The organism is Meiothermus taiwanensis WR-220, assembly GCF_003568585.1.
Taxonomy (GTDB): domain Bacteria; phylum Deinococcota; class Deinococci; order Deinococcales; family Thermaceae; genus Meiothermus; species Meiothermus taiwanensis.
The window spans coordinates 2641967-2668341 of sequence record NZ_CP021130.1 but is presented as its reverse complement, the minus strand read 5'-3'; the positions used below and the strand labels follow the sequence as shown (position 1 = coordinate 2668341).

30 protein-coding genes and 1 pseudogene are annotated in these 26375 nt (G+C 62.8%); 12 read left to right on the top strand and 19 right to left on the bottom strand.

Going from position 1 to position 26375, the window contains the following annotated elements:
- The first annotated feature begins 98 nt into the window (after positions 1-98).
- Positions 99-1202: an MFS transporter gene (locus tag MTAI_RS13150; RefSeq protein WP_027888306.1), complete on the top strand. Its 1104-nt coding sequence runs from the start codon at positions 99-101 to the stop codon at positions 1200-1202.
- Entirely contained in the window at positions 1171-1821 is a 651-nt protein-coding gene (locus tag MTAI_RS13145) for an HAD family hydrolase (protein WP_027888305.1), read from the top strand. The genes MTAI_RS13150 and MTAI_RS13145 overlap by 32 nt, the downstream gene beginning before the upstream one ends.
- Here the strand turns inward: MTAI_RS13145 and MTAI_RS13140 are convergent.
- Together MTAI_RS13140 and MTAI_RS13135 are read right to left on the bottom strand one after the other, a co-directional pair.
- Positions 1818-2273, bottom strand: coding sequence for a methyltransferase family protein (locus MTAI_RS13140; protein WP_036197189.1), 456 nt, complete (start codon positions 2271-2273; stop codon positions 1818-1820). The two genes, MTAI_RS13145 and MTAI_RS13140, sit on opposite strands and share 4 nt — an antisense overlap.
- Before the next feature lie 117 nt (positions 2274-2390).
- A pseudogene (locus MTAI_RS13135) lies at positions 2391-3478 on the bottom strand (integrase core domain-containing protein).
- 59 nt (positions 3479-3537) lie between these two features.
- On the opposite strand from MTAI_RS13135, the gene MTAI_RS13130 reads away from it, so the two are divergent.
- Entirely contained in the window at positions 3538-4287 is a 750-nt protein-coding gene (locus tag MTAI_RS13130; RefSeq protein WP_036197287.1) for a DUF6615 family protein, read from the top strand.
- A 108-nt stretch (positions 4288-4395) separates the two neighbouring features.
- Here MTAI_RS13130 and MTAI_RS13125 read toward each other — a convergent pair whose 3' ends face one another.
- Genes MTAI_RS13125 through MTAI_RS15630 form a run of 3 tightly spaced genes read right to left on the bottom strand, consistent with a single transcriptional unit; the run spans position 4396 to position 6827 of the window.
- On the bottom strand, positions 4396-5049 hold the full coding sequence (locus MTAI_RS13125; RefSeq protein ID WP_027888484.1) for an outer membrane lipoprotein carrier protein LolA: 654 nt from the start codon (positions 5047-5049) through the stop codon (positions 4396-4398).
- Complete coding sequence (locus tag MTAI_RS13120; RefSeq protein ID WP_027888485.1) at positions 5046-5873, bottom strand: hypothetical protein; 828 nt, start codon at positions 5871-5873, stop codon at positions 5046-5048. The genes MTAI_RS13125 and MTAI_RS13120 overlap by 4 nt, the downstream gene beginning before the upstream one ends.
- Positions 5874-5882: 9 nt before the next feature.
- Positions 5883-6827 (bottom strand): M23 family metallopeptidase, encoded by a 945-nt coding sequence (locus MTAI_RS15630; protein ID WP_051349842.1) that lies wholly within the window; start codon positions 6825-6827, stop codon positions 5883-5885.
- 49 nt (positions 6828-6876) lie between these two features.
- Between MTAI_RS15630 and MTAI_RS13110 the strand changes: the two genes are divergently transcribed.
- Entirely contained in the window at positions 6877-7416 is a 540-nt protein-coding gene (locus tag MTAI_RS13110) for an inorganic diphosphatase (RefSeq protein ID WP_027888486.1), read from the top strand.
- A gap of 177 nt (positions 7417-7593) precedes the next feature.
- The gene (locus MTAI_RS13105; RefSeq protein WP_223299641.1) at positions 7594-7950 is read left to right on the top strand and encodes a hypothetical protein; all 357 of its coding nucleotides are present in this window, start codon (positions 7594-7596) and stop codon (positions 7948-7950) included.
- Here MTAI_RS13105 and moaA read toward each other — a convergent pair.
- On the bottom strand, positions 7947-8921 hold the full coding sequence (gene moaA / locus MTAI_RS13100; protein ID WP_027888488.1) for a GTP 3',8-cyclase MoaA: 975 nt from the start codon (positions 8919-8921) through the stop codon (positions 7947-7949). The two genes, MTAI_RS13105 and moaA, sit on opposite strands and share 4 nt — an antisense overlap.
- A 111-nt stretch (positions 8922-9032) precedes the next feature.
- On the opposite strand from moaA, the gene MTAI_RS13095 reads away from it, so the two are divergent.
- Positions 9033-9440: a thiol-disulfide oxidoreductase DCC family protein gene (locus tag MTAI_RS13095; RefSeq protein ID WP_027888489.1), complete on the top strand. Its 408-nt coding sequence runs from the start codon at positions 9033-9035 to the stop codon at positions 9438-9440.
- A gap of 63 nt (positions 9441-9503) precedes the next feature.
- Positions 9504-10349, top strand: a complete 846-nt coding sequence (locus MTAI_RS13090) for a patatin-like phospholipase family protein (RefSeq protein ID WP_027888490.1) — start codon at positions 9504-9506, stop codon at positions 10347-10349.
- On the opposite strand, the gene MTAI_RS13085 is transcribed toward MTAI_RS13090, so the two are convergent.
- Complete coding sequence (locus MTAI_RS13085) at positions 10324-11391, bottom strand: quinone-dependent dihydroorotate dehydrogenase (RefSeq protein WP_027888491.1); 1068 nt, start codon at positions 11389-11391, stop codon at positions 10324-10326. The two genes, MTAI_RS13090 and MTAI_RS13085, sit on opposite strands and share 26 nt — an antisense overlap.
- A gap of 44 nt (positions 11392-11435) precedes the next feature.
- A complete protein-coding gene (locus tag MTAI_RS13080; protein WP_027888492.1) occupies positions 11436-12620 on the bottom strand; it encodes an acyl-CoA dehydrogenase family protein in 1185 nt (394 codons plus the stop codon).
- Positions 12621-12943: 323 nt separating this feature from the next.
- Between MTAI_RS13080 and MTAI_RS13075 the strand changes: the two genes are divergently transcribed.
- Positions 12944-13324: a S1 RNA-binding domain-containing protein gene (locus MTAI_RS13075; RefSeq protein WP_027888493.1), complete on the top strand. Its 381-nt coding sequence runs from the start codon at positions 12944-12946 to the stop codon at positions 13322-13324.
- A 173-nt stretch (positions 13325-13497) separates the two neighbouring features.
- Here MTAI_RS13075 and MTAI_RS13070 read toward each other — a convergent pair whose 3' ends face one another.
- Positions 13498-14292, bottom strand: a complete 795-nt coding sequence (locus MTAI_RS13070; protein ID WP_027888494.1) for an enoyl-ACP reductase FabI — start codon at positions 14290-14292, stop codon at positions 13498-13500.
- Positions 14293-14461: 169 nt separating this feature from the next.
- Here MTAI_RS13070 and MTAI_RS13065 point away from each other — a divergent pair, with 169 nt between their 5' ends.
- The 4 genes from MTAI_RS13065 (at position 14462) to MTAI_RS13050 (ending at position 17588) form a co-directional block, all read left to right on the top strand.
- The gene (locus tag MTAI_RS13065) at positions 14462-14689 is read left to right on the top strand and encodes a hypothetical protein (RefSeq protein ID WP_027888495.1); all 228 of its coding nucleotides are present in this window, start codon (positions 14462-14464) and stop codon (positions 14687-14689) included.
- A 31-nt stretch (positions 14690-14720) separates the two neighbouring features.
- Entirely contained in the window at positions 14721-15260 is a 540-nt protein-coding gene (locus MTAI_RS13060; RefSeq protein WP_027888496.1) for a DinB family protein, read from the top strand.
- Positions 15261-15349: 89 nt separating this feature from the next.
- The gene (locus MTAI_RS13055; protein ID WP_027888497.1) at positions 15350-15553 is read left to right on the top strand and encodes a YgaP family membrane protein; all 204 of its coding nucleotides are present in this window, start codon (positions 15350-15352) and stop codon (positions 15551-15553) included.
- A gap of 262 nt (positions 15554-15815) precedes the next feature.
- The gene (locus MTAI_RS13050) at positions 15816-17588 is read left to right on the top strand and encodes an ExeM/NucH family extracellular endonuclease (protein ID WP_036197290.1); all 1773 of its coding nucleotides are present in this window, start codon (positions 15816-15818) and stop codon (positions 17586-17588) included.
- 141 nt (positions 17589-17729) lie between these two features.
- Here the strand turns inward: MTAI_RS13050 and MTAI_RS13045 are convergent, their stop codons facing one another.
- The 10 genes from MTAI_RS13045 to MTAI_RS13000 form a co-directional block, all read right to left on the bottom strand.
- A complete protein-coding gene (locus MTAI_RS13045) occupies positions 17730-18377 on the bottom strand; it encodes a monothiol bacilliredoxin BrxC family protein (RefSeq protein WP_027888499.1) in 648 nt (215 codons plus the stop codon).
- 68 nt (positions 18378-18445) lie between these two features.
- Positions 18446-19168 (bottom strand): PIG-L deacetylase family protein, encoded by a 723-nt coding sequence (locus MTAI_RS13040; RefSeq protein WP_036197292.1) that lies wholly within the window; start codon positions 19166-19168, stop codon positions 18446-18448.
- A 45-nt stretch (positions 19169-19213) separates the two neighbouring features.
- Complete coding sequence (locus MTAI_RS13035) at positions 19214-20350, bottom strand: oligogalacturonate lyase family protein (protein ID WP_027888501.1); 1137 nt, start codon at positions 20348-20350, stop codon at positions 19214-19216.
- Positions 20351-20405: 55 nt separating this feature from the next.
- Complete coding sequence (locus MTAI_RS13030; protein WP_027888502.1) at positions 20406-20741, bottom strand: cupin domain-containing protein; 336 nt, start codon at positions 20739-20741, stop codon at positions 20406-20408.
- Between the two features lie 9 nt (positions 20742-20750).
- A complete protein-coding gene (locus tag MTAI_RS13025; protein WP_027888503.1) occupies positions 20751-21680 on the bottom strand; it encodes a sugar kinase in 930 nt (309 codons plus the stop codon).
- Positions 21677-22318: a bifunctional 4-hydroxy-2-oxoglutarate aldolase/2-dehydro-3-deoxy-phosphogluconate aldolase gene (locus MTAI_RS13020; protein ID WP_027888504.1), complete on the bottom strand. Its 642-nt coding sequence runs from the start codon at positions 22316-22318 to the stop codon at positions 21677-21679. The genes MTAI_RS13025 and MTAI_RS13020 overlap by 4 nt, the downstream gene beginning before the upstream one ends.
- A 10-nt stretch (positions 22319-22328) precedes the next feature.
- Positions 22329-23087, bottom strand: a complete 759-nt coding sequence (kduD, locus tag MTAI_RS13015; RefSeq protein ID WP_027888505.1) for a 2-dehydro-3-deoxy-D-gluconate 5-dehydrogenase KduD — start codon at positions 23085-23087, stop codon at positions 22329-22331.
- Positions 23087-23893 (bottom strand): 5-deoxy-glucuronate isomerase, encoded by an 807-nt coding sequence (gene iolB, locus MTAI_RS13010; RefSeq protein ID WP_027888506.1) that lies wholly within the window; start codon positions 23891-23893, stop codon positions 23087-23089. Before iolB ends, kduD begins: the two co-directional genes overlap by 1 nt.
- Positions 23894-23945: 52 nt before the next feature.
- Positions 23946-25490, bottom strand: a complete 1545-nt coding sequence (locus MTAI_RS13005; RefSeq protein WP_027888507.1) for an extracellular solute-binding protein — start codon at positions 25488-25490, stop codon at positions 23946-23948.
- 9 nt (positions 25491-25499) lie between these two features.
- Positions 25500-26369 (bottom strand): carbohydrate ABC transporter permease, encoded by an 870-nt coding sequence (locus tag MTAI_RS13000; RefSeq protein ID WP_027888508.1) that lies wholly within the window; start codon positions 26367-26369, stop codon positions 25500-25502.
- Positions 26370-26375: the final 6 nt, after the last annotated feature.

The following is a 26375-nucleotide window of genomic DNA, read 5'->3' as shown; positions in this document are numbered from 1 at the left end:
ATTCGAGCCGACCGAAGGGAGTAGAAAAGCATCTCGGCCGTATCGTTTAGGCTTGTCAAAGTGAGCGATACTACCGAAATGCGTATGCGAGGCCGCCCATGAACCCGGTAGACAAGACTCAACGTTTGCGCCTGACCTGGGGCAGTGCCCTGGGGCTGTTTATGACCGGGGCCATTGGGGCGGCGGTGGGGGCGGCCATCCCCCAGTGGCAGGCCCAGTTTGCTGTGGGCCCTGAGCTGGCCTGGTACTTCAACCTGTTTTTTGTGGGGGCTTTGCTGGGCATCTTCCTGAGCAGCCGGATGCGCCGACGCCACCCCTGGCTGGCCCTGGCCTTGCTGGTTGAGGGGTTGGGCCTGCTGCTAATGGCCCTGACCCCCCAGATGGACGGGGTGTTTGCGGCGGCTTTGCTGCTGGGCCTGGGGGTGGCGGTGGTGAACTTCCACTGCAATGCCCTGCCTTTGGAGATCTACCCCAAGGGCCAGCTGGCCGTGCTCTACCGTGTCAACACCGCCTTTGGGGTGGGGGCGGTGCTGGCCCCCTTGTTGCTGCTGGGGCTGGGCTGGCGGGTGGGCTACGGGGTGCTGGCGCTGGTGGCCCTGGTGGCGGCGGGCCTGTTGTGGAAAGCCCCCGCGGCGCGGGCACGCCCCCAGGCTGAAGCGGCCCCTACACCTTCGGGCTTGCTGCCCTTTGTGCTGCTGGCGGCGGTCTCGTATGTGGGGGTGGAGCTGGTGGTCTCGAGCTTCTCCGGCCTCTATTTGCGCCACCTGGGCTACGACCCCCACTGGGTGGGGGTGCTGCTCTCGCTGTACTGGGTGAGCCTGACCCTGGGCCGCTGGCTGCTGGCCGACTTCGTGGCCGCCAACCCCCTGGCCCGGCTGGTGGGGCTGCACCTGGCAGCGCTGCTGGTGGTGGGGTGCTACTTCGTGCCCCCCCTGGCCTGGACTTTTCCCCTGGTGGGGTTCTGGGTGGCCCCCACGTTCCCAACCCTTTATGCCTTCACTGAGAAGCACATCGGCTACGGTGGGCTGGCTTTTTTGTTTTATGCGGCGGCGGTGGGCAGCAACCTAATCCCGGCGGGATTTGCCCTGCTGCCCAAGGACACCTTGGCCACCGGTATGCTTTTGGTGGTGGCTTGGATGGCCGGTATGACCTACCTGCTCTGGAGGAAAAGTGAAGCTGAGGGCCCTGCTCTTCGACCTTGACGGCACCCTGGCCGACACCGACCGCCTGCACGAGCAGGCCTGGCTCGAGGGCCTGTCCCGCTACGGCATCCAGGGCGACCACCGCTTCTACCAGGCCCAGATCAGCGGGGGCCTCAACCCCGAGATTGTAGCGCGCCTGCTGCCCCAGCTTTCCCCCGACGAGCAGGTGGCCTTTATCGAGCAAAAAGAGGCCCGCTTCCGCGAGCTGGCATCCGAAGTGCAACCCCTACCGGGCTTGAGGGTGCTGTGGGACTGGGCCCAAAGCCAGGGTTTGCGCCGGGCTCTGGTAAGCAACGCCCCCAGGGAGAACGCCCACTACCTGCTAGAGCGGCTGGGGCTAATGTTCGACGCCATCGTCCTGTCCGAAGACCTGCCCGCCGGCAAGCCCGACCCGCTGCCCTACCGCACGGCCCTGCAGCACCTCAACATCGGCCCCCAGGAGGCCCTGGCCTTTGAGGACTCCCCCTCCGGGGTGCGCTCGGCGGTGGGGGCCGGCCTCCGCACCGTGGCCCTCACCACCGGCCACCCACCCCATGCCCTGGAACAGGCCGGGGCCTTTCTCTGCATCCCCGACTTTACCGACCCGCGCCTGTGGGACTGGCTGCAAAAGATGGGCTAGTAGATCCAGGGGATTAGCTTCTTGGTTCGGCGGCGGTAGGCGGCATAATCGGGGAAGCGCTCTTCCAGCCAGCGCTCCTCGAGGCTGGCCTTGCGCTCGAGCCAAACGAACAAAAGCCCACACAGCCCAAGCGTCCAGGGGTTCAGATGGGCCAGGCTGCTGCCCAGCGCCCACAGCAGCACCCCGCAGTAGATGGGATGCCGCACCACCCGGTAAAGCCCCTGCTGCACCAGGTAGCCCTCCGGCTTTGGCCTGGGAAGGGCAGTGAGGTTGCGGCCCAACTGCCAGGCCGCCAGCAGCAGCACCCCCAGGCCCACCCCGGCCAGCCCCCGCCCCAGCCAGGTGAGCCAGGGCGGGCTAAAGGAAGGCGTGAGCCACAAAGCCAGCACCAGCAGGCCCAGCAGGGCAAACTGCCCCACCACATACCCCTCGCCCCGCTCGCCGAAGCGCATAACCATAGGATACAGGAGCTTTGATGCATTCGGGGCTTTTGTACTAAAATCGAATCCCGAGATACGGCCCTGGTGCTAACAGCGTACTGGCGCAAAACGTTCCGCGACCAGCATAACCTATGGACATATGCGCTGCAAACCACTGTAATCGGTCAATACATTTGAGACTCCAGGGGAACCGACACCTCCTGTAGCTTAGCCAGGTACTCCACCGGCGCCAACCCCCCCAGGGCCATGTGCGGCCGGTGCAGGTTGTAGTGCTCCAGATAACCCTCCAGCTCCCCTTGAATAGCCTCTATCCCCAGCGGTAAAGCCCGCGTGTAAAACTCATCCCGAAACGTCCGCTGCAGCCGCTCTACCATCCCGTTCAGCTTCGGACTCCTCGGCGGCAAAACAAAAAGCTCTATCCCCAATACCCGACAACCCTCCTCAAACTCCGCCATGAACTCGCTGCCCCCATCCACCTGGATCGCACGGATGACACAAGGACATCGCCGCACCAGCTGCTGCAGAAAATCCAGCGCCGTCTTAGCACTCGCCCGGCTGTACACCCCCGCCGTCCCCCAGCGGCTTACCGTGTCCACCGCCGTAAACTGCCGCAGACCCGTCCCGTCCCCCAGATCCACCCACAGCGTATCCACCTGTACCAGATCCCCAGGCCGCAGCGCCGTGTACTCCGCGGGCTTCCTCCGGGCATAGGGCCGCTGGCTCTTCCTGCGCAAACGGGCCTTACGGTTTCTGGCCAGGAAAGCGCTCACCGGCTCCACCCGGCCGCTTCGCTCCAGGTAGCTCAGGATGCGTCCTACCGTGCGTTCGCTTAGGGTGTAGCCCTCTCTGTGCAGTCTCTGCCCGATGCGCCAGCGGCCCCAGGTGGGGTTTTGTTTGCGCAGCCGCTCTATGCGTATGAGGACATCGGGTTTCCAGTGTACCTTCCGGCGCAGCTTCCTGGGTTTGCGGCTTTTGGGTTTGAGGCCGGCAAGGTCTTGTTCTTCGAGTCTTTTTTTCCAGCGGTGGTAGGTGGCCTTGCTGATGCCTACCAGCTTTTGGACTTCGTCCCAGGGAACTTTCTTTTTTCTGAGGGTCTCTACCAGTTTGAGCTTCCGCAGGCGCTCGGCCACGACGGGGTCGCCGGCGCCTGCTTGTTCGAGCTGGCTGGCTTGGTTGGCGGCTTTGAGCAGGGGTTTTCCAACTGTAGTAAGCTGCATCTGGGGGAACCTCCTTTCCAGAGTCGGTTCCCCCTATTCTCTTTCGCTCAGAGTCTCACATGTATCCGGCCGAGCACAACCACGCTGTTTCCGTTGAAGTGCGCAAGTTCCTTGAGAATGTAGACAGCGCAAAGGAGGAGTCGATCACTGACTACTTGGTATGGAAGTGGCGGGAAATAGATAAGCGCTTCAATTATTTGCGCGTGACACCGTTCAGTCGTGACCGGGAGAGGGTGACCGGTGCCGACTTTGAGCTTGAGCTCTGGTTAGTTGGCCGTACCTTTCATCTTTCTTTTGCTGTCCAAGCGAAGAAGTTCATCAAGCGTAGCGACTCCTATGTTAGGCGACTTAGGTACCCCAACAATACAAAGGCGCAAATGAATAAGCTGCTCGCGTATTCCAGGCAAAATGGTAGGCTTCCTCTCTATTTCATCTACACATTGTCTTCTTCAACAATTTGTCCACTTTCAGTTGCAGACGGTGCTATCTACGTAGCTGACGCTTTAGTAATGGAGGAGTTTGCTGACGGAAAACGTGGCAAACGTGTTTCACTCGACAAATTGCTAAAGGAAGCAAAACCTTTTCACTGCATGTTCTGCTGCCTTCTGGGTACACAAGGATACTTCGAAGAGTATTTTCATCGTGCTTATAACATCTATATCGAAGGGGAAGCAGAACTCCCCTCCTACGCAAGACGTCTATTAGATTCTTCAAAGAACCAAGATGGGCAAGGTGTCTCGCTTGAACCTGAAGAGCGTGTACGGCTGCGTGCTTTTCGTTTTGTAGCTGTCTATGACATGCGCGAGTGATGGCCTTTTCTCGCTCTAATCGAGCCTGCGCGCTGTAAGCCTGATCTGAGTCGGTCTGCTATTCATAGCATATCAAGCTGCTCATTGCGTGAGCCAAAGTCCCTTACTTTAGTTCCGCCGCAACACCTCGGCATCGGCGGGCCGCTTACGCAGGGCCTGGGGGGTCAGGTTGGCCCGGCGGAAGTTGGTGAGGTTCAGGTCGGCCAGCACTTTGTTGCTGCTGTCGCGCAGGGTGATGGAGAGGGGGCGGGGGTCGGACTTGAGCACCAGAATTTCCATGCTGGCAAAGCCCAGCGAGGCATCCTTGGGGGTGCCGGCAATGCGCCAGGCCGGGCCGGCGGGGGTGTTTTGTTCGCCCAGCAGCCGCAGCGTGACCTGCTGGGTGAGCTCCTGGAAGTCGCCCAGGCTGGTCAGGTTCACACCCAGGCCCTCTATCCGGGCTTTGGCGCGGGGCTGGATGATGAGCTGGTTGGTCAGGAAGAGATAGTTCCAGACCTCCTTATCCGAGATCACCACAAAGTTGCCCTCGAGGGCGGCGGGCTTTTTGAACTCGACGCGGGCCAGCTGCTCCTTGCCCGGAATCACCTGGAGCCGGAAATCGGCCTCCTGGGTGCTGCCGTCGGGTAGCTGCACCCTGCCGGTGATGGTGGCCTCCCAGGGCGAGCGTTCCAGGTTGGCCTGCACCTGGCGGGTAATTTCGGTGATGTTCTGGGCCATAGCCAGCCCAAGGGATAGGAAGGCGATTGTTAGTAGTTTTTTCATTCGTTGCCTCCAAAACTGAGCCGGTAGCGCAACCATAGTGAGAAGCCGCCATCGTAGCCGGCATCGACGCGGAAGCCATAGGCCTCCACCCCCAGGGTAGCAGCCCAGGGGTAGGCCACGGTTAGGCGCAGCTTAAGGTAGTTAAGCAGGTCTTCGTCGAGCGGGGTGGTGAGGGCCGCCTCCAGCCGGTTGAGCTGCCCGGCCCGCAGGGTGGCCTCGAGCAGCGTCCCGGCCTCATCGAGCTCGCCCCGCCAGCCCAGCAGGCCATACAGGCGTGAATCGTCTATCCCCAGCCCCAGGGTGTAGGTCTCCTGCCGGCGCAGGGCATAGCTCAGCTCCCCCGAGCCGCTGGCGACGCCGGCCAGGCTGTTTTTGAAGCCCAGTTGCAGGCCCAGGGTCTGCCGTCCGTCCAGCCGGTAGCGCCCGCCCAGGCCCAGCTTCAACCCGCCCTCGGCCTCGTCGCCCACCCACAAGCTCGAGCGCAGGGTGTTGCTATAAGCGGCCTCCAGACTGGCAGCCACCGGGCCAAAGACGCCGCTGGCAGCGGCCTGTAAGCCCCAGCCGGCAAAGCCCAGGCTGGCCCGTGCGCCGTAGCTCAGCCGGCCCAGGGGGCCAAGCTCCAGGGCACCGCCCAGCCCCACCCCCAGGGCCTCGCGCTGAAAGCGCGCGTTGAGCTCGAGTCCCTCCAGTGGGAGGGTGGCCTCCACCGTGGGGGTCAGGTAGTCCGGACTCAGGCGAGCATATAGACCAAAACTCAGGGACTGGGCCAGGCCCGAAGCGCCGAAGCCAAGGGCCGCCAGGACGAGGAAGAAGCGCAGCTGCATAGGAAGATGCTAACGCAAAAGCGGCCACCGGGCGGGGTTGGGCGCGCCCTCGAGGCTTTCTACACACTCCCCCCGGACGAAAAACCCCTCCTCCACCTCCTGGCCCTGTCCTTCCCGCACGCGGCGCCAGCGGCTGTAGCGTACCGGCAGGGAAGCGGCCAGGAAGAAGTTGGGATGATCCTGAACCTGAAAATGCAGGTGCGGCTCGGTGGAGTGCCCGGAGTTGCCGCACGCCCCGATCACCTGCCCTCGCAGCACCCGATCTCCAGGGCGCACCCGCACGCTCCCCCGGCGCAGGTGGGCGAGGAGGCTGTACTCGCCCTCGTTGTGGCGGATCACCACGTAATTGCCGAGGATGCTCCAGGCCAAGGGGTCTATTACCCCCGGCCACGGGCAGTCGCGGTGGCGGTTCTGCACCGCTACCACCATGCCGTCCGCCGGTGCCAGCACCGGCGCCCCGAAGGCGTAGTAGTCCTCAATCCGCCGCCCGTCTTGGCGATAGCTCTTCCCGCTTTCGTCAAGAATGACGAAGTCGTAGGCGTAGCGCTGGCCTATCAGCTCCCAGGAGTGCGAGGTGGAGGGGTCTGGCCCGCCGTTGGCGACCCACCACACCCCCGTGAACGGAAGGGTGTAGCGGGTTCGCTGGCGGTAGGTTTCCGCGGTGGGTGGGCGGGAGCGGTAGCGGGCTGAGGCCACGAACCCGCCGATGAGCTGGAGGAGGCTGGTGGCAAGGATGGGTGGGGAGATGGTGCTCAGGGCCAGGCTTATGGCCAAGGCAGGGCGCCGCCGCGCCAGAGCCAGCAGCCCTAGCAGCCATACCAAGGGGTACAGCAAGATGAGGGCGGTGGCGAGGTACAGGCCGAGTTTTACGGCCCACACGTTTTGCAGTTGCGGAGCAAGAAGCGTAAGCAGCAGGACGTACAGGAGTGCTAGATAGAAAACCCTTTCCAGCATGGCACCATTATTTGCCGCTTTGGCGGAAGGGTGGCAAAATAAGTGCGCTATGGCCAACCTCAAGAACCTACCCGTTGGGAAAAAAGCCCCTGAGATCGTTCATATGGTTATCGAGGTGCCGCGCGGCTCCTCTAACAAGTACGAGTACGACCCCGACCTCGAAGCTATCAAGCTCGACCGGGTGCTGCCTACCGCCCAGTTCTACCCCGGCGACTACGGCTTCATCCCCTCCACCTTAGCCGAGGACGGCGACCCCCTGGATGGCATCATCCTCTCCACCTACCCCCTCTTGCCGGGCGTGGTGGTGGATGTGCGGATTGTGGGCATGGTGGACATGCAGGACGAGAAAGGCGGCGATGCCAAGATCATCGGGGTGGTGGCGGAAGACCCCCGCTGGGATCACATCCAGGATCTAAGCGACGTGCCCAACGCCTACAAACAGGAGATTCAGAACTTCTTCGAGACCTACAAGGCCCTGGAAGCCCACAAGGGCAAGTGGGTCAAGGTTGCGGGCTGGAAAGACAGGGCCGGGGCGGTGGCCGAGGTGCAGGCCTGCATCGAACGCTTCCGGCAGGCCAAGGCTCAATAACAGGGTTTTGAAGAAAACACCAGCGCGGTCAAGCCCCGGCTCGCCTGGGTTTTGCTTGACCGGTCTGCACATTTGTGGTTATGTAATCAGACGAGCTTGCTTATGGCCTTGCAACAGCGAATAGAATCCTTGCTGAGAGCGCTGGGGGTGCCCGACCTGAATGTCGAAGTACCCTCTGTGACCGATGAAGAGGGCTTTCTCGAGGCCCTCGAGGCGGCCATTACCAGCTTTGTAGAGGACGGCGAGGACGACCAAAGCCCCCTGGGCCTGATCGAGGCCGATCCTTCGGCCTACGACCTCTCCGACGAACCCGACCACGAGGAGCTACAAAATGCCGTGCGGGACTTCATGAACGCGGGGGATTCCCAGCTCACCCTGATCACCCCCGAAAGCCCCATTCAGCCCGATGGCGGCGAAAACCCCAACAAGTTCTGGGTGTTTCTACTCCAGATGCCCTCGCTCTCCGAGCACCGCTGGTGGGCCATTGTGGACAAAAATGGCCGCCACGATACCTACAACTACGGTGTGCTCTAGCCGCCAATTCCCACCATCACCCGCTCGCGCAGGGTGGGCAGGGTGTTGCCAAAGGCCGGTTTGCGGTCGGTAGCCAGCAGGATGGCGTCTACCAGGGCCTCCACAGGGTTCTCGGCCTCAAAGGCCCAGGCGATGTCCATCTCTAGGTCGGTCAGCAAACAGGGCCGGATTTTTTTGTCGGCGGTCAGGCGCAGGCGGGAGCACTTGGAGCAAAAAGGCTCGGTAACCGGGTTGATAAAGCCCACCGTACCCACCGCGCCGGGAATGCGATAAACCCGTGCGGGGGCGGTGGGGTCGTGGTCTACGCGCTCGAGGGGGCCAAAGTGGGCCTCGATTCTGGCCCGGGTCTCAGCCCCGCTGATAAAGCGGGCGTGGTAGAGCTCAGGGTTGGAGTTGTCGAGGTGCATGTACTCCAGGAAGCGCACCTCGAGGGGCTTGTCCAGCGAGAGCGAGGCCAGCGGAATTACCTCCTGTTCGTTCATGCCCCGGATCATCACCGCGTTGATTTTGACCGGGTGCATGCCCAGCTCCCAGGCGGTTTCGATGGCCTCCCAGACCTTCTCGACCTGCCCGCCCCGGGTCATGGTTCGGAAGACCTCGGGGGTTACCGCGTCCATCGAGAGGTTGATGCGTTTGAGCCCTGCGCTTAAAAGCTCCTTGGCCTTTCGCTTGAAGAGGAGGCCGTTGGTGGTGATGGCGATATCGGGGATGCCCAGCTCGCGGGCCGCCGCGATCATCTGGGGCAGTTCTTTGCGCACCAGGGGCTCGCCGCCGGTAAAGCGCACCGATTCCAGGCCCAGCATCTGCATGGCCTTCAGGAAGTGGCGGGTGTCTTCAACCGAGAGGGTGCCGGGGGGTTCGCTCTGCTCCCAGCCCAGCGGATGGCAGTACAAACAGTGCAGGTTGCAGCGCGGCGTGACCGAAACTCGTAGATCCTTGATGATGCGCCCGTATTGGTCAATGAGTTTCACCTTGGCTACCCCGTGTTGCGCATTTTAGCAACACGGGGGGTTGGGGGCGCAAGGTGGGTTACAAATGCCCCTGCCACATTCCCTCGAGCCCTACCGCACTAAACTGAAACCATGAAGACGGTGGTGTTGTTCGATGGTGTCTGCAACCTGTGCCACCGCACCGTGCAGTTTATCCTTCGCCACGACAAGTCCCAGCGCTTTGTGTTTGCTTCCCAGCAGTCCGAGGTTGGGCAACAGCTGCTTCGACGGTACGGTATTCCTACCGAGACAGCTCTGGCCGATAGCGTGGTGGTGGTTGAGGAGGGGCGGGTCTGGCTGGAGTCGGATGCCGCCCTGCACATCCTCTACCGGCTGGGAGGGGTGTGGCGCATCCCCGCGCTACTGCGGTGGGTGCCCAAGGGGTTGCGGGACTGGGTCTACCGCTTGATTGCCAAAAACCGCTACCGCCTTTTTGGGCGGCTCGAGCGCTGTATGGTGCCAACCCCCGAACTCAAGAAGCGCTTTTTAGATTCTTTGTAGGCGGCGCGGTCCTTGTCTAAGTCTAAATGGAATTAACCAGTGGTTTGGGGTTAGGCTGGAGGCATGGCGGAGTCTAAGCGTTTCGGAATGGCTCTGGGCGGTGGGGGGGCCAGAGGGTACGCCCACATTGGCGTAATGCGGGTGCTGGAACGCGAGGGCTTCCGCCCCAGCGTGATGGCCGGAACCAGCATGGGCAGCATTATGGCGGCCTTTTTCGCTGCGGGTCACTCGGCCAGTGGGGTGCAGGAGATCTTGTCCCAGACATCTTTTTGGCGCTTTTTGGACTTAAACCCTTTGAGCGATATGCTCAACTTCAGCGAGCTGGTGCGTGTTTTGGAGCCCCACCTACCCCGCCAGATAGAGGATTTCCCCATTCCGCTGGGCATTACTGCTACCGACCTGGTTACCGGAACCGAGGTGTATTTTCGCCAGGGCGATGTGTTCCAGGCCATTCGGGCCTCCATCGCCTACCCAGGGGTGATCAGCCCCATCTGGGTGGGCGCGCAGCTGCTGGCCGACGGCGGCATTCTGAACCAGATTCCGGTGGATCTGGCCCGCTTTTTGGGAGCGGAGCGGGTGATTGCGGTGGATGTGACCCCGCTGGAGGTGTTGCATGAGCACCCCCAGAAAAAAACCTGGTGGCAGCAGATTTTCCGCCGTGGCACGGACACCAACCCCATCCAAAACGTCTACCGTTCGGTGGAGATTATGCAGATCCGCCTGGCCGAGGTAAAGCTGGCGGTCGCGCGCCCCGACCTGGTGCTGCGGCCTAAGCTCGAGGGCATCGGAATCTTTAACTTTCAGCAGCCGCAGCTCGAGCAGGCCATCCGGGATGGCGAGGCCGCTGCCGAAGGGGAGCTCGAGAAAATTCGCGAACTGCTGGCTACGGAGTCGAACGGAGCTCTGTGAGGCTGCGCAAACCTTCTCGCTCCATTCTTTCCAGCAGCCCCCGGCACAGCTTTTTCATCATCAGGGGCCCCTCGTAGACCAAACCGGTGTACACCTGCACCAGCGTGGCCCCGTTCTCCAGCCGCTCCCACACGTCCTCTGCACTGAAAATACCCCCCACCGAGACAATCGGTAGCCGGCCCCCAAGCTGCTGATGTAGATACTTCAACACTTCCAGCGAGCGCGCCCGCAGGGGCCTGCCCGAGAGGCCGCCGGCCTGGTCTATGGGGGTTTGCAGGCCGGTGCGGGCGGTGGTGGTGTTGGTGGCGATCAGGCCCGCGAGGCGGTAATCTTCCACCAGGCCCAGAATCTCGTCAATCTGCTCCCAGGTAAGGTCGGGGGCGATTTTGAGCAGCAGGGGCTTCCGGCCCTGCACAAACCCGGTGAGCGCGGCCAGCAGCTCCTCCAGCCGCTCTTTATCCTGCAAAGCCCGCAGCCCCGGCGTGTTGGGGGAGCTTACGTTGATGGCGAAGTAGTCGCCATACGGCCACAGCCGGGAGAGGCTTTGCAAATAGTCCTGGGGGGCCTCCTCCAGGGGGGTGATCTTGGACTTGCCCAGGTTGATGCCCAGCGGCACCGGGGGCCGGCCAAAGGTTTGTTGCAAGCGTTCTAGCCTGCGGGCGATGGCCTCGGCCCCCTCGTTGTTGAAGCCCATGCGGTTGATGAGCGCCTGATCCTGGGGCAGCCGAAACAGGCGGGGCCTGGGGTTGCCCGGCTGGGGCCGGGCTGTCACCGAGCCAACCTCCACGTGCCCGAAGCCCAGGGCGGCCCAGGTTCGCACGGCTGCTGCGTTTTTGTCGAAACCTGCGGCCAGACCGATGGGGTTGGGGAAGCGCAGGCCAAAGGCCGTGACCTCGAGGCGCGGGTCGCGCAGGCTGAAGAACAGGCGGATGGGCTCGAGGCCAGGCCCCCGCTGCCCCAGCCAGGCCAGGCCGTGCATCACCCGCTCGTGGATGGTCTCGGGGTCTTGGCGGAACAGCCAGGGCTTGAACAGTTCGTACACCGCAAAAGGATAGCAGGGCGCAGGGAAGGGGGGAAGGGTCTTTGTTAGCGGTACTGGGCCAGCAGGTGCTTGGCGATGATGACCTTCAGCACCTCGCTGGTGCCCTCCCCGATGCGGGTCAGGCGGGCGTCGCGCCAGTAGCGCTCGACCGGGTACTCCTTGATGTAGCCGTAGCCGCCCAGGATCTGAATGGCCTCGTCGCAGGCCTGCACCGCTACCTCCGAGGCGAAGAGCTTGGCCTGGGCCGCAGCCGGGCCGAAGGGCTTACCGGCGTCCCGCAGTTCGGCGGCCTTCAGGTACAAAAGCCGGGCGGCTTCTAGCTGCGTAGCCATCTCGGCCAGCTTGTGCGAGACCGCCTGGAACTCGGCGATGGGCTTGCCAAACTGCTCGCGCTGTAGGGCATACTTGCTAGCGAACTCCAGAGCGGCCCGCCCCAGCCCCACCGCCATGGCGGCAATGCCGATGCGCCCGCCTTCCAGCACCTTCATCACATCGTAGAAGCCCTTGCCCCGCTCACCCAGCAGGGCCTCTTTGGGTAGGGTAATATCCTCAAAGATTATCTGCGCAGTGTCCGAAGCGTTGAGCCCCAGCTTCTTCTCCTTGCGCCCAATCCGCAGACCGGGTATGGGGGCCTCGAACACCAGCGCCGAGAGCCCCAGGTGCTTCTTTTCCTCGCTGGGGGCGGCATCGGTGCGGGCGTTGATCACATAGACCCCGGCCACCGACCCCTGGGTGATGAACTGCTTTGAACCGTTCAGCACCCAGCCCGAGGCAGTTTCTTCGGCTTTGGTGCGCATGGCCGCCGCGTCTGAGCCGCTGCCCGGTTCGGTGAGGCCCCAGGCCCCCAGCACCTCGGCGGAAGCCAGCCGGGGCAGAAACTGCCGCTTCTGCTGTTCGTTGCCGGCAATCAGAATATGGCCGGTGCACAGGCTGTTGTGCGAGGCCACGGTAAGCGCCAGCGAACCATCCACCGCGGCAATTTCTTCGATAATGCGGGCAAAAGTACGCGTCGAAAGCCCTGCCCCGCCGTACTGCTCGGGCACCTGGGCCCCCATCACCCCCATCTGGCCCAACTTCTTCACAATCTCAAAGGGAAAGGCACCGGTCTCGTCGCGCTCGGCGGCGGTGGGGGCCACCTCGGCCTGCAAAAAATCCCGCAGAGCGCCGATAATCTGGCGCTCCTCGCTATCGAGCTCAAACCATAAATCCCTGGGGCGGTCGACGATCATTTTGAGTTCCTCCGTGGTTCAAATATATCACTTTTTATATTTAGTGTTGCAAATGCGTTACATTTGGAGCCGCCAACCCCTTATACCGGATGCAAACAGAGGCCATCTTTGGGCATCCTAGAGCACACCCCTTGCTATGCTCGGCGAAGAAAGCGTATCCCTTTGGTGGGGTTGGTTCGCCGAATCTGCTATTACAGCGCCTAGACGGGGCGTGGCTTTATGGCGAAGCAGACCGGGGATGGTATAGTGAGGTATCGTGAATCCCCAACAGCTTTGGTACATCTGAGCTATGGGATTGCGTGTGGTTTTGGAGGAACGCTTGAATGGAGCTTGAAGCCGGTGCAATCGTAGAAGGTCGTGTTACACGAATTGTGGAGTTTGGGGCTTTTGTGGAGTTTCCCAACGGTGAGTCGGGTCTGGTGCATATCTCGCAGGTGGCCCACGAGTTCGTCAAGAACATCCGCGACCATTTGAATGAAGGGGATGTGGTCTCGGTGCTGGTTTTGGGGCGTGATGAAAAGGGCCGCCTGGATCTTTCCATCAAGGAACTGACCCCGGCCCCAGTGGAGCCCCCCCGGCCCAAGCGCTTGCCCCGCCAGGCTCCCGAGTTTGAAAACAAGCTCAAAAGCTTTTTGCGCGGTGCTGGAGGTTTTAGCGGCGGCGGTAAAAAGCCCGGTGGCAAGGGTGGGCGCAAGCGCCGCTAGGTTTTGTCTGTAAGGAATCGCCCAAAGCGGGCCGTTCCAGGGCATTCCTCTGGAGCGGCTGCTAGCGACAGGGCATCCCGCCCTTCCGCTAAGCTATGGGCTCCTTCGGAACATGCGGGGGTGCATGTGAAAACCGAGGGATCATAGCGCCCCCACATCCCCTCTTTGGGGATCTATTCCTGCGCGTCATCCCAGCTCATGCCCATGATGCTGTAGCCTGCATCCACATACACCGTCTGGCCGGTGGTGCCGCTGGATAGGGGGGAGAGCAGGTACAAACCCAGGTTGCCCACCTCCTCATGGGTGATCATGCGCCCCAGGGGGGCTGTGGCATTGTATTTGGCTACCATCTTGCGAAAGCCGGGAATGCTCATGGCCGCCACAGTGCGAATGGCCCCGGCGCTGATGGCGTTGACCCGGATGTTTTTCTTGCCCAACTCATAGGCTAGGTAGCGCACGCTGGCTTCCAGGGCGGCTTTGGCAATGCCCATTACGTTGTACCTGGGCACCACCTTTTCGGAGGCGTAGTAGGTCAGGGTGACCAGGCTGCCCCCCTCGCGGAGCAGCGGCTCGGCTTCGCGGGCCACGGCGACCAGCGAGTAGGCCGAGACCTGCAGGGCGGTGTTCCAGTCGGCAGCGGTGGTCTCGATGAAGCGGCCTTCCATGGCGGCGCGGGGGGCAAAGGCGATTGAATGTACCAGGTAGTCGAGGCCGCCCCAGGCCTGCCCTAGGTCGGCAAACATGGCCTTGAGGGCGGCTTCGTCGGTGACATCCACCTGGTACAGGCGCTGATTTGGACGGCCTGCGGTAAGTTTCTCAAGCTTTTCCCGGAGCCGCTCGCCCTGGTAGCTGAAGGCCACTTCGGCCCCAGCAGCGTACAGTTTTTCGGCGATAGCCCAGCCCAGGCTATGCTCGTTGGTTACGCCCATGACCAGGGCTTTTTTACCGGACAGATCAATCGGAACCATAACCCCTGTATCTTACCTGTACCCGCTCGAGGGTGGGCAAATTGAAACGCTTCATGATGTGTTGGGTGCCTGGCCTGCAACGGGACATAATTCTCTAGTTCAATTCAACCCGTTCGGCTATAAATATCTTCAAAGACCAGGTTTTGTGGCAGTGAGGGGGTGCAGGGTTATGCAGGCGCTTCAACAAGGATTGCCGGGGAGGGGAGGTATCCAGTGCGAGTGGGTTCCGGGCACCATGAACCAGGTCAAAGTGTATCTACCGGATCACGAAGTGCAGATTTCGCTCGAGCGTTTGCAACAGATTGCCGGTGTGGATGCGGTGCACGAGCTCTACCTGAAGGGCTTGGTCTGCCTGCCCTGCACCAGCCAGATGTGCGAGGCCTTTGATCGCTCGTAGCCAGGGGGGTTGATTTTTGTAGAATGCCTTCATGTCTTCCGCCCAGGAGATGCTGTCGCGCTTTGGTGATGCGGCCCATTGCCTGCGCCATCTGGCACGTTCACGGCAGGAGCTTTTACAACTGGTGGAGGGTCTTACCGACGAGGCCTTGTTGAGACGACCTGGGCCAGAGGTTTGGAGTCCCGCTGAGGTGCTCGAGCACCTTGCGCTGGTCGAGGAGTCGGCAGGAAAAATTATTCGGCGGCTGCGCAAGGTCGCCCTGGGCGAGGCCGAGCCCTTCCCGCCCCCGCCGCCCGGTCGAACCCGGCCTGATGGCCGCCTGCTGGCCCCACCCCAGATGGAGCCCAAGGGGGGGCTGACCCGTGCGCAATTGCTAGAACGCCTGGAAGCGGTGCGCCAACGCCTGCTGCTCGAGGTGGCCGAAAGCGGGGAGCGCCTATCCTGGCCCCCCACCTATGCCCACCCCTTTTTCGGCGAGCTGACTGCCCTCGGCTGGCTACAGACCCTGGCCTACCACGAGCAGCATCACCTGCAGCAGCTCCGCTACCGCTTGAGCCGCCCCGAATCCTGAGATCTAAAAGGCTTGTGGGCGGCGTATAATTGATAGCAAGGGCCTATGTACCTGCTCGAAAATGTTAGGCTCTGGCTAAGGAGGGGTCTATGATTCCCAACGTAGGCAGCACGGATCGGCTCGTTCGCTACATCCTGGCGGTGGTGTTCTTTCTGATCGCCTTTTTCGGTAGTAGCGGCATCTGGGCCTGGGTGTTTGGGTTGTTGGGGTTGATCATGGTGGTGACCGCAACCCTCAACTTCTGCCCCATCTGGGCAGCGCTCAAGATTAATACTCGAGGGAAGGCCCCCTAATTTCCAGCTACCCCGCTCCGGCCGCAAAGGCCGGGGTTTTTGTTTGTCGCGCTTTTAGTTGGCGCTACGGCCTCATTTTGGATACAGTTTGCCGGGAGGATGTATGGAACCATTTTTGCGCGTAGGGGCTTGGTTGCTTGTCTTGGCTGGGTTGTTCGCCTACACACCTTTGGGAATAGGCCCGCACGGGCTTCTATCTTTCAGTGCGTCCTCAGAATGCGATCTGCCTTACACCCCGATCTATAAAATTCAGGGCAGCGGCATGTCGGCAGCCATCACCGGCGATGTGGCGACCAAAGGCGTGGTGGTAGGGGATTACGAAGGCCCCACCCCGGCTCTGCGGGGCTTCTACATCCAAGACCCCAACGGCGACGGGGACGCAAGCACCTCCGATGGTATTTTTGTATTCAATGGCAACAACGACAGCGTGCGCCTGGGCGAGGTGGTGCGGGTGGTGGGAACGGCGGGCGAGTTTCAGGATCAGACCCAGATCAGCTCGACCTCCATTACCAGGTGTGGAACCGGCACCGTCACCCCCACCGATGTGACCCTGCCCTTTGCCTCGGCCAGCGAGGCCGAGCGCTACGAGGGTATGCTGGTGCGGCTCCCCCAGACCCTTTATGTAACCGAACACTTTCAGCTTGGGCGCTTTGGGCAGGTGGTGCTTTCGTCCGGTGGACGGCTGAAGCAGCCCACCCAGGTTGCCACCCCTGGCGCTGCCGCCAACGCTTTGCAAGCCCAGAACAGCCTTAACCGCATCATCCTGGACGATGCCCTGCAAAATCAGAACCCCGACCCCATCCTGTTCGGGCGAAACGGCCAGCCCCTGAGCGCCAGCAACACCCTGCGTGGGGGGGATACCGCGACGGGTATCGTGGGGGTGATGACCTACACCTGGTCTGGTAACGCGGCCAGTGGAAACGCCTACCGGGTGCGGCCCATTGGGGCCCTGAACGGGTACGTCAATTTTGTGGCGGCCAACCCACGCCCGACCACCCCGCCCGAGGTGGGGGGCACGCTGCGGGTGGTGGGGATGAACCTGCTCAACTTCTTCAACACCTTTGACGGCCAGCCGGACACAGTGGATAACTGCACCTACGGACTGGGCGGAGCTCCCGCCGACTGCCGTGGTGCCGACACCCCGGCTGAGTTCGACCGTCAGTGGCCCAAAACGGTGGCGGCCATCCTGGCTATGAACCCGGATGTGCTGGGGGTAAACGAGCTCGAGAACGACGGGTACGGCCCCGATAGCGCCATCGCCTTTTTGGTGAATAAACTCAACGAAGCCACCGCCCCCGGAACCTATGCCTTTATTGATGCGGATGCAGCTACCGGGCAGGTGAACGCCCTGGGCACCGATGCCATCAAGGTGGGCCTGATTTACAAACCGGCCCGTGTGACCCCAGTGGGTCGAACCGCGGTTCTTAACACCCCGGCCTTTGTTAACGGCGGCGACAGCGCCCCACGCAACCGGGCCTCGCTGGCCCAGGCCTTCCAGCAAAGGGACAACGGGGCCATTTTTATCGTCAACGTGAACCACCTCAAGAGCAAGGGCTCGCCCTGCGACCTACCGGACCAGGGCGACGGCCAGGGCAACTGCAACGCGGTGCGCACCAACGCTGCGCGGCAACTGGTGGCCTGGCTGGCTACGAACCCCACCGGTGTGGCCGATCCAGACATCCTCTTGATTGGCGACTACAACGCTTATGCTCAGGAAGACCCCATTGCCACGCTCAGGAAGGCAGGCTTTATCAACCTGCTCGAGGCCCGCCTGGGCCCCGAGGCCTACTCGTATGTGTTCGATGGGCAGTGGGGCTACCTGGACTATGCGCTGGCCTCGCCCTCGCTGAACGCCCAGGTGTCAGGAGTGGCCGAGTACCACATCAACGCCGACGAACCTAATGTCCTCGACTACAACACCAACTTCAAAACCCCCAACCTGCAGACCGTCCTTTACGCCCCTGATCAGTACCGTGTATCCGACCACGACCCGGTGGTGGTGGGGTTGAACCTTATACCGGATTCAAAAAGATAATCAACAGCAAAGACTTTCAGAGGCTATCTTTTTGAATCCCAGGGCACTCCCTTCTAAGGGGCGGTATCGTCTTCCGCTACGCGGATAACTTCGGTCGGGTTGGTTTGCTGTCTTTCGGCGCCGAACTAACCGAACCTGGCATCAGAGCGTATCGAGGCGGGCCCGTAGGTGCTGGGCGCGCTCGAACAGGGGCGTGGCCTGGGGGTTGGCTTGCTCAAACTGTAGGATGGTCATGGGGTGGATGTGGTGCTCGTCGGGGTTGCCGAACAGGGAGTTGAGCAGTTCGAACTCCTCCTGCGAGCGCAGCGAAGCGTCTTCGCGGAACATGTTGAGGTAGGCCCAGGCGAACTGCTGTTCGCTGACTGCTCCGCTCAGGTAGGCGTCCAGAAGGCGCTTGTAGGGCTCGAGGTTGCTTTTACCCCCTTCTTGCGCGGGTTCGACCTTTACATCCGGCAGGTGCTGCTGGAAGAGGGGCTCGAGGTTTTCCAGGGTGATCTCCCAGTTGTTCAGCTCAAAAAGCGGCTGGCCGTTACGGAACAGGATAATTTGCGGGGAGTGGTGTACGATGCCGGTGCGCTCGGCCACCCGGTTCGAGGCTGGGCGGTGCTCCACCACCTTGATAATGCCCACCGGAATTTCGGGCCGCACGCGCAGCATTTTTTCGACGTTGCCCCAGCCCTGCATGGTTTTGTGGCAGGTGCCCGCTTTGAAGATGGCCACGATGGGCCTGCTGTCGATAAAAGCATCGGCCTCTTCGGGGGTGGTGATGGAAAACATGCGTTCTCTCATGGGTTTGAGTCTAACCCTCGAGGCCGCTCCTAACCGTCAGCCGGAACACTTCCCCAGCCCGGCGCGTCCTAAGGCCGGGCATACCAGAGCAGCTCGTGCTGTATGGGCCCTTCGTAGCCTGCCAGATGAAAGGTCTCGCTGGCCAGGCGATGGCTGAAGCGATCCATAAAGTTGAGCACCGAGAGGGCCTGGGTGCGGTGCTGGGCCATGGCCCGCAGTTTCTGCAGCAGCACCTCCATCGGCAGGTGGCGCACGTGGTTGGGCGGCAGCCAGCCTTCCAGATACTCCGGCAGTGGCTGTGGGGATGCGTAGAAGAATAGCTTGATCTTCTGCCCCGATTTTTCTACGGCCTTCACCACAAACCGATGGGTGGCGACGTGGTCGGGGTGGCGGTTGGAGCCGTTGGGGCCAAAGGTAATGATGGCCCTGGGGCGCAGCACCTCCAGGCGCCACAGCAACAGGTCGACAATTTCGGGATGGTCGGCCACCCCTTGCGGCGTGGAGAAGCCGTGGCCCCTGGCTTCACCGTCTACCGGGTTGTTGGGTAGACCGTTGGGGAAATCGTATAGCTCAAAATGGCCCACCTTAAGAATTTCCACGGCCCGCCGCAACTCCTCCGCACGAAAATCCCCCAGCGCCTCGGGGGCGCACAAGCCCAGAGTGCGCCCGGCTTCGCCTTTGGTCAGGGTGATCAGGCCGGTCTCCAGGCCCCAGTCGGCGTACTGAATGAGTGTTCCACCTGCGCCGAACACTTCGTCGTCGGGGTGAGGCACCACCACCAGCAAGTCCATGGGCTTTATCATGGCCCACTCCCACGGCCCGTGCAACCGCTGGGATCAGAGCTCGAGCAAATACAGGTTGACCCGTCCGCCCCGGTCGGAAGCATAGAGAATGCGCTTACCGTCCCAGCTCCAGGTGGGGTGGCAGTGGCTGGCCTGGGTGTGCCAGGAGGTGCCGTGCTCGCACAGCACCTCGAGCCGGGCCTGCTCCCCGGAGATATCAATGAGCACCAGGTTATCGGCATCATCGCCTACCAGCAGGGTGTTGGAGGGGTTGGCGTGGTAATGGTTGCAGTAAAAAGGCATCTCAATCCGGCGTACCAGCCGCCCCTCGCGATCCATCAAGCCCACATAAGGGCGGAAGCTGCCAGGGTGAGGGGCCTGCACCACCGCCTGGGTCTTGGCAGAGGTGATGGTGCCGTCGTGGCCGGGGCCGCGGTTATCAAAGAATATCAGCCCATCCTGAGTCCAGAACTCGTGGCCGACCGAGTCCTGCTCATCCTGACGAAAAATAGGTCTTACCTGCCTAGCGACTAGGTCGAGCAGCCAGATGCGCTGGGTTACCAGGTTCCAGGGGCCTTCGTGGCAGAACATAGCCAGGGTGGGATCGTCCGGTGCGAACTGGAAATGCCCCAGCCAGTGGGTGTCGCAGTGGACGTCGAACCAGCTCGAGCCGTCGGTGCGGGCCAGGGTGATGCGCCCATCCTTGATCTGGTAGAAGCTCTCCTTAAAGCCCCCGTAGTTGACGTTGGTATTGACGGCTTTAACCCGTTCGTTACGGGCAAACCCAACATACCGGCGGTTGGGGCTGATCGAAGGGGAGTAGAGGTTGTAGTCCCCTTTGTCTTCGTAAAGCACGGTGGTTTTCCCGGTGCGGGTATTCAAAAGCTTAACCTTCCCAGCCGTCAGGTAGGCGATCAGCTCGCTATCGGGGGTTTTGCTTACACTGCCAACCGGCTGGTCTTCGTCGGTAAGCTGGGTGATCTCGCCGGTCAGGTAGTTCAGGCGAAAGATGTTGTAGTGCGGGTTCTCATGCGGGGCGCGCTCCTGCTTGGCCGCCCGGTCTGAGCGGAAGATGATCTCGGGCCGGGTGAGGTCGAAGGCGTTTTCGGTGAAGTAGAGGTGTACGTTGTTCCCTCGGTCGGTAAGCTGGGTGATAAGCCGACCGGTTCGAGGGTCGCGGAACTGGCGCATGGTGTCTCCTTACATCAAGGCTGCACGGTTGGGGGTCGATCCTCCAGGGTGCCTGCTACTCTGGGTGGGCGGTGGGGCCATCGAGCAGATCCTCCCGCAGAGGAGAGAACACATCGAGCAGCTCCCCCGCCTCCAGCGCTTTGGCGCCGTGCTCGAGGCCGCCGGGGATGAGCAGGCTTTCACCCGCAGCCACCTCCCGCACCTCCTGGCCCAGCCAGAAGCGGAAACGTCCGCTCAGAACCTGGGTAAGCTGCTCGTGTGGATGGGTGTGCAGGGTGCCTACTGCGCCTTTGGCAAAGCGAACCTGCACCGCCATCATGCGTTGGCCTAAAGCCACCAGCCGGCGTTCGATGCCTGGTTCCACAGCTTCCCAATCTCCGTTCAACTGCATGTACACTCCTCAAGTTAATTCCAATGGCCAGGGTCTGGGGGGTATAGCGCCCCGGTAGGCCAGCTTGGCCGCGGCCAGGCGGTTGGCATGTAGGGCTGCCTCGAGGGGGTTCCACCCCTGCAACAAGCCGTGCAGGAAAGCGCCGTTCCAGGCATCCCCGGCCCCCGTGGTGTCGCGAACCTGGCGGGGAGAAACCGGAGGGACGTGCTGGGTCTGGCCCTCCCAGCCCAGCCAGGCCCCCTCGGCCCCTGCCTTGAGCCCCACCCGTGGGACGTACTGCAGGAGGGCCTGCAAGGCTAAGGGGGCCTCGAGGTGCTCCAGGCCCCACAGGGCCAGATCCGCCGGGAGGCTCGGCAGAAGCAGATCCACATACGGGAGGATCTCCTCCAGGGCTTGCTGGGCGGCCTTTAGCCCACCGCGCAGGGCCCACAGGCGGGGGCGGCAGTTGGGGTCGAAGGCCACCCAGAGACCTGCTCGACGGGCCTCCCTGGCAGCCCACAGCGTGGCCGCCTGGGCCGAGGGCGAGATGGCCTGGGTGATGCCGGAGAGCAGCAACATACGGGCGCGGGCCAGGTAGGGGGGCTGGATGTGTTCGGGGGAGAGCCGCGAGGCCGCGCTGCCCTGGCGTCGGTAGGTGAACTCGCGCTCGCCGTTTTCCAGCAGCGAGATGAAGTACACCCCGTTCTCCCCCTCGACCAGGGGGGCCAGGGTGGTGTCGATGCCCTCGGCCTTCCAGGCCTGAAGCAGCCCAGGGCCGAAGGGATCGTTGCCCACCAGGGTGATAAAACCGGTGGCGCTGCCCAGCCGGGCCGCGGCCACCAGGGCGTTGAGCACATCCCCCCCAAACGACCGGGTAAAGGTGCGGGCCTGGCCCAGGGGCTCGTCGGTGAAGAACTCCACCATGCACTCGCCCAGGCCAACCAGATCGAGCGTTTTCATGCAACCCCCGCTTCTGCCAGGGCCTGGCGGGTGGCGGCCTCGATGGCCGCCCAGTCGCCTTGCTCGAGCGCGGCGCGGGGAAAGAGGTTGGAGCCCAGACCCACCGCCCAGACCCCGGCCTGCAGGTAGGCCGGCACTTCGCTGGGCCGGATCCCCCCGGTGGCCAGGATCTTCAGGTGGGGCAAAGGCCCCAGCAGGTCCTTGATGTAGGCCAGGCCCCCGCTCGAGCCCACCGGGAAAACCTTGATTATCTGGGCCCCCAGGCCCAGGGCCCGCACGATCTCGCTGGGGGTCAGCACCCCCGGCAGGTAGGGCACACCTGTTTCGCTGGCCAAAGCCAGCAGATCCTCGCCCAGGTGGGGGCTGACCAGAAACTCGGCGCCGGCCTCGAGGGCAGCCCGGCCTTCCTCTGCCGTCATGACCGTACCGGCCCCCAGCCGAACGTGGTCGGGGAGTTGCCGGCGCAGCGTGCACAGGGCCTCGAGGGCGCCGGGGGTGGTAAAGGTGACCTCGAGAACCCGCAAACCGCCCCGCACCGCGGCCAGCGCCGCCTCCACCGCCGCGGCGGATGTGCTGCTGCGCAAGATGCCCACCACCCGGGCCGCGGCCAGGCTTTGAATGAAATCCAGCTGGCTCACAGGTATCCTCCTACCGGGCCATCCAGCCCCCATCCACCACCAGGACATGGCCGTGGACGTAGTCGGAGGCCGACGAGGCCAGAAAGATGGCCGCGCCTATTAGGTCGGACGGCTGGCCCCAGCGCCCGGCCGGGATGCGCTCGAGAATCTGCCGCGAGCGCTCGGGGTCGGCCCGCAAGGCTGCGGTGTTGTCGGTGGCGATGTAACCAGGGGCGATGGCGTTAACGTTGATCCCCCTGGCGGCCCACTCGTTGGCCAGGGCCTTGGTGAGCCCGGCCACCGCGTGCTTGGCCGCAGTATAAGAAGGCACCCGGATACCCCCCTGGAACGAGAGCAGCGAGGCGATGTTGATGATCTTGCCCCGGCCCCGCTCCAGCATCTTCTGCCCTGCCGTCTGAGAGAGGCGCCAGACCGCGTTCAGGTTAAGCTCGATCACCTCCTGCCAGTCGGTATCGCTAAAACGTTCGGCCCATTCCCGCCGGATGATGCCGGCGTTGTTGACCAGGATGTCCAGGGGCCCCAAGGCCGCCTCGGTCTCGGCGATTGCCCGAGCCGCCGAAGCGGGCTGCCTCAGATCGGCCTGCACCACGTGAAAGCGCCTTCCGGCGGCCTCCACGGCCCGCCGGGTCTGCGCGGCATCGGCGGTATGGGTCACGATGGCCACATCGGCCCCGGCCTGGGCCAGCCCGATGGCGATGGCCTGACCGATGCCCACGGCCCCACCGGTGACCAAGGCCACCCGGCCTTCCAGCGAAAACATCTGCACCATCAGCCTCCTTGCACCATGCCCACGGTTTTCTGCACCCAGGCCAGATCGGGGTCGAAGCGCACCCCCTGCCGCCGCCCGTCGCCGGCCAGGAACCACAGGTAGTAGCCGGTATAGCCGGGGGCGCTTACGTAGGTGTGGTAGCCATGCGGAATGGAGAGCAGGGTCTCGTCCTTCACCACATAGGTCTGGTCGTAGCCGCGCTCGGGGCTGTAGTGGCGGGTCAGCCCCCAGCCTTCCGGGGAGGAGAGGCGGAAGTAGTACATCTCTTCGTGAAACACCTCGCTCCCCTGGGCTGTTTCGTGTTTATGAGGCGGGTAGGTGCTCCAATTGCCGCTGGGGGTGATGGTCTCGCCCACGATCAGCCGGCTGGCCGGGCGCCCATCGGGTTCAACCAGGATTTCCCGGAACTGGCGGGTGAAGTTCAGGGTGCCCCAGCGGCCGGTGTTGACCTGCTCGGGGCGGATCTCGTAGGGCTCGGTCTCCAGATCGCTGGGCGCGGAGGGCAGGGCGGCCTCGAAGCGGGTAAGGGCGCGCACCTGAAAGCGCTGGCCTCGAGGTAAGTAAACGCTGTGAGGGTTGCCTGCAAACACGTTGGGCCGGCCGCCAATCGGGGCAAACTTTCGTCCGCCCACCTCGAGCTCCGCTCGGCCGGAGAGCGCCACCAACAGCATCTCGCGCTCGCCGGTCTCACCCTCATAGCTCTGGCCGGCCTCGAGGTTGAGCTTGGCGAAGGCCAGCAGTTGACAGGCCTCGTCGGCAAGGGGCAGGAGGCCCGAACCTTGGGGGATGGTGTGAAAGTACTTCATCGGATGGTTCCGCTCCTTTTGGGGGAGGGGCCGCCAGCGGCCCCTCCAGGGTTTACTTGAGGTATCCGCTTTCTCGGAGGGCTTTGGCCGCAGCTTCCTCGTACTGCTCGAAACGCACGTTGCGCAGGCCGCTCAGGAACTGGCCCCAGGTGGTGTCATTGATGGGTCGCTGGCCCAGCGCAAACTGCACCAGGTTTTCCGATACGTAGCGCTCGATGTCGGCCTGGTTGGACGCGGCCTTGACCACCAGGTCGCCGGTGCGATCGATCCAGTTGCCCTGGCGCTGGGCCTGGGCCATGAGCTGGTGCATCACATATCTGCGCCCACCCACATTGATCTCGGGGTAGCGGCCGCGCATCTCCAGGGGGTTGCCGTTGAAGGCCAGCCAGCGCATCTGGGTGTAGCTCCCGCGCACGCTGATGGGAATCTGGGTGTTGATGGTAGGCACGTTGTTGGGAAGGGTGTAGTCAACATTGTAGCGACCCCAGCCCAGCAGGAAGTACCCTTCACCGCTGTGGGCCCACTCGAGGAAGCGCGCGATGGCCGGGCCCTTGCCCGCGTCCATGGCCCGCTTGGAGACCGCGAAGAGCCAGCCGGCCGAGGAGTAGGTACCCATGGTGCTTTTGCCCTCGGGGCCCCTGGGCGGGGGCAGCATGAGCAACTCCGCGCCGGGGTTGTTGGCATGGAAGTTCTGTAAACCAGCCTGCAGGCCGCCTACGCTCTCAAAAAACATCCCGTAGCGGCCCTGCTGCCAGCGGGTGCGCAGGTCGGCCCGGCGCATGGTGGCCCAGTCTGGGTCGATGACCCTGGCCTCCACCAGCCGCCGGATGTACTCGGTGGCCCGGCGGAAGTTGGGGTCGCGCAGGTTGGCGGCAAAGGCTCTGGGGTTGTAGTTCCAGGTGCCCGCTACCCCGTAAGCGCCGTAGACCCACTGGAAGTGGTTGCCCAGGCCCAGGCCCGGCAGGATGCCAGCGGTGTCGAAGTCGATCACGCCGGCGAAGCCGTAGGTGTCGTTGCGCCCGTTGCCGTCGGGGTCGCGCTCGGTGAAGGCCTTGGCTACCTCGAAGAACTCCTCGAGGGTCGTAGGGGCTTTGAGCCCCAGCTTGTCGAGCCAGTCCTTGCGCACCCAGATGGCGTACTGGCGGCTCAGGGTTACCGGCTCCTGCAAGCCGTAGATCTGGCCGTTGGTGGTGACCAGCAGGTTGCGCCTGGCATCGCTGTAGCGCTCGGCGGTGCGTTTGGGCATCTGAGGCAGAAGGCTATTGACCGGGGCCAACTGGCCTTGCTGCACCAGGCGGTCGAACAGGGCCAGGCTGCGCACCTCGAAGAGGTCGGGCAGGTCGTTGGCGGCAGCCAGCGCGCCCAGGCGGTTGTCCCCGTCGGCGCCGGTGGGCAGCATGGTGAACCTGAGGTTGATCCCCAGCTTTTCCCGCAGCAGGCGGTATACCTCCCAGTTGGCCGGTGGGGCCGGGGCCTCAGGATTGGCGGCGTACAGGGCTACGCTGAGCTCGGTCAGGTTGGCCTGGGCCAGCGCACCTGGGGCGGCCAGGCTGCCACACAGGAGCAGGGAACATAAGACTCTAGAGCCGATCTTCATGCATACCTCCTATTCCTTCACGCTGCCGATCAGCACGCCCTTGGTGAAATAACGCTGGATCCAGGGGTATACCAGGAGCATCGGTAGCGTGATAAGGACAACCGCTGCCATCTTCAGAGCCTCTGCCGGCGCAGCCTGGGCTGCCGTGCCCTCCACGTACTCGGCCACGTTGAGGCCGGTCAGGATGTCCCGCAGCACCACCGGTAAAGGCATCAGGCTGCGGTCGGAAAGGAAGAGAATGGGTTCGAAGAAGTTGTTCCAGTTAGCCACGCCGTAGAACAAGCCAATGGTCAGGAGGATGGGCCGGGAGAGGGGCAGCACCACGTGCCACAGCACCTGCCAGTCGTTGGCCCCGTCTATCCGGGCGGCCTCCTCGAGGCTCTCGGGTAGGCTCTGGAAGAAGGTTTTCATCACCAAAAGGTTGTAGACGCTCACCGCCCCGTTGAGCAGCACCGACCAGTAGGTGTTGAGCAGGCCCAGATCTTTGACCACCAGGAAAGTGGGAATCAGACCTGCATTGAACAGAAAGGTAAAAAGAATCAGACCCACAATCAGACCTCTGCCGGGAAGCTCGCGGCGGGAGAGGGGGTAGGCGGCCATGACGGTGAGGGTCAGGCTGATGGCCACCCCACCCAGGGTGAGCACCAGGCTGTTGAGCGCTGCCCGCCAGATGGTGGGCTGAAAAATGAGCTGGGCGTAGGCCTCAAAAGACCAGTCCCAGGGGGCCAAGAACAGACTGGGGCTTTTGCCAAAGGGCAAAAACGAGACCATCAACACGTACCACATGGGTACCAGGGTGACCACCAATACCCCTACCAGGAAGAGGTCGATGCTCCACTCGAAGAGGCGGTCGCTGGGAGATAGGCTGCGCTTTCTCAAGGTGCA

Bases quoted from the DNA above. Each gene is read 5' to 3' on its own strand.
- MTAI_RS13150 (WP_027888306.1), top strand. From the start codon at position 99: ATGAACCCGGTAGACAAGACTCAACGTTTGCGCCTGACCTGGGGCAGT.
- MTAI_RS13140 (WP_036197189.1), bottom strand. From the start codon at position 2,273: ATGCGCTTCGGCGAGCGGGGCGAGGGGTATGTGGTGGGGCAGTTTGCC.
- MTAI_RS13130 (WP_036197287.1), top strand. From the start codon at position 3,538: ATGTATCCGGCCGAGCACAACCACGCTGTTTCCGTTGAAGTGCGCAAG.
- MTAI_RS13125 (WP_027888484.1), bottom strand. From the start codon at position 5,049: ATGAAAAAACTACTAACAATCGCCTTCCTATCCCTTGGGCTGGCTATG.
- MTAI_RS13120 (WP_027888485.1), bottom strand. From the start codon at position 5,873: ATGCAGCTGCGCTTCTTCCTCGTCCTGGCGGCCCTTGGCTTCGGCGCT.
- MTAI_RS15630 (WP_051349842.1), bottom strand. From the start codon at position 6,827: ATGCTGGAAAGGGTTTTCTATCTAGCACTCCTGTACGTCCTGCTGCTT.
- MTAI_RS13110 (WP_027888486.1), top strand. From the start codon at position 6,877: ATGGCCAACCTCAAGAACCTACCCGTTGGGAAAAAAGCCCCTGAGATC.
- MTAI_RS13095 (WP_027888489.1), top strand. From the start codon at position 9,033: ATGAAGACGGTGGTGTTGTTCGATGGTGTCTGCAACCTGTGCCACCGC.
- MTAI_RS13090 (WP_027888490.1), top strand. From the start codon at position 9,504: ATGGCGGAGTCTAAGCGTTTCGGAATGGCTCTGGGCGGTGGGGGGGCC.
- MTAI_RS13080 (WP_027888492.1), bottom strand. From the start codon at position 12,620: ATGATCGTCGACCGCCCCAGGGATTTATGGTTTGAGCTCGATAGCGAG.
- MTAI_RS13075 (WP_027888493.1), top strand. From the start codon at position 12,944: ATGGAGCTTGAAGCCGGTGCAATCGTAGAAGGTCGTGTTACACGAATT.
- MTAI_RS13070 (WP_027888494.1), bottom strand. From the start codon at position 14,292: ATGGTTCCGATTGATCTGTCCGGTAAAAAAGCCCTGGTCATGGGCGTA.
- MTAI_RS13065 (WP_027888495.1), top strand. From the start codon at position 14,462: ATGCAGGCGCTTCAACAAGGATTGCCGGGGAGGGGAGGTATCCAGTGC.
- MTAI_RS13060 (WP_027888496.1), top strand. From the start codon at position 14,721: ATGTCTTCCGCCCAGGAGATGCTGTCGCGCTTTGGTGATGCGGCCCAT.
- MTAI_RS13055 (WP_027888497.1), top strand. From the start codon at position 15,350: ATGATTCCCAACGTAGGCAGCACGGATCGGCTCGTTCGCTACATCCTG.
- MTAI_RS13050 (WP_036197290.1), top strand. From the start codon at position 15,816: ATGTCGGCAGCCATCACCGGCGATGTGGCGACCAAAGGCGTGGTGGTA.
- MTAI_RS13045 (WP_027888499.1), bottom strand. From the start codon at position 18,377: ATGAGAGAACGCATGTTTTCCATCACCACCCCCGAAGAGGCCGATGCT.
- MTAI_RS13040 (WP_036197292.1), bottom strand. From the start codon at position 19,168: ATGGACTTGCTGGTGGTGGTGCCTCACCCCGACGACGAAGTGTTCGGC.
- MTAI_RS13035 (WP_027888501.1), bottom strand. From the start codon at position 20,350: ATGCGCCAGTTCCGCGACCCTCGAACCGGTCGGCTTATCACCCAGCTT.
- MTAI_RS13030 (WP_027888502.1), bottom strand. From the start codon at position 20,741: ATGCAGTTGAACGGAGATTGGGAAGCTGTGGAACCAGGCATCGAACGC.
- MTAI_RS13025 (WP_027888503.1), bottom strand. From the start codon at position 21,680: ATGAAAACGCTCGATCTGGTTGGCCTGGGCGAGTGCATGGTGGAGTTC.
- kduD (WP_027888505.1), bottom strand. From the start codon at position 23,087: ATGGTGCAGATGTTTTCGCTGGAAGGCCGGGTGGCCTTGGTCACCGGT.
- iolB (WP_027888506.1), bottom strand. From the start codon at position 23,893: ATGAAGTACTTTCACACCATCCCCCAAGGTTCGGGCCTCCTGCCCCTT.
- MTAI_RS13005 (WP_027888507.1), bottom strand. From the start codon at position 25,490: ATGAAGATCGGCTCTAGAGTCTTATGTTCCCTGCTCCTGTGTGGCAGC.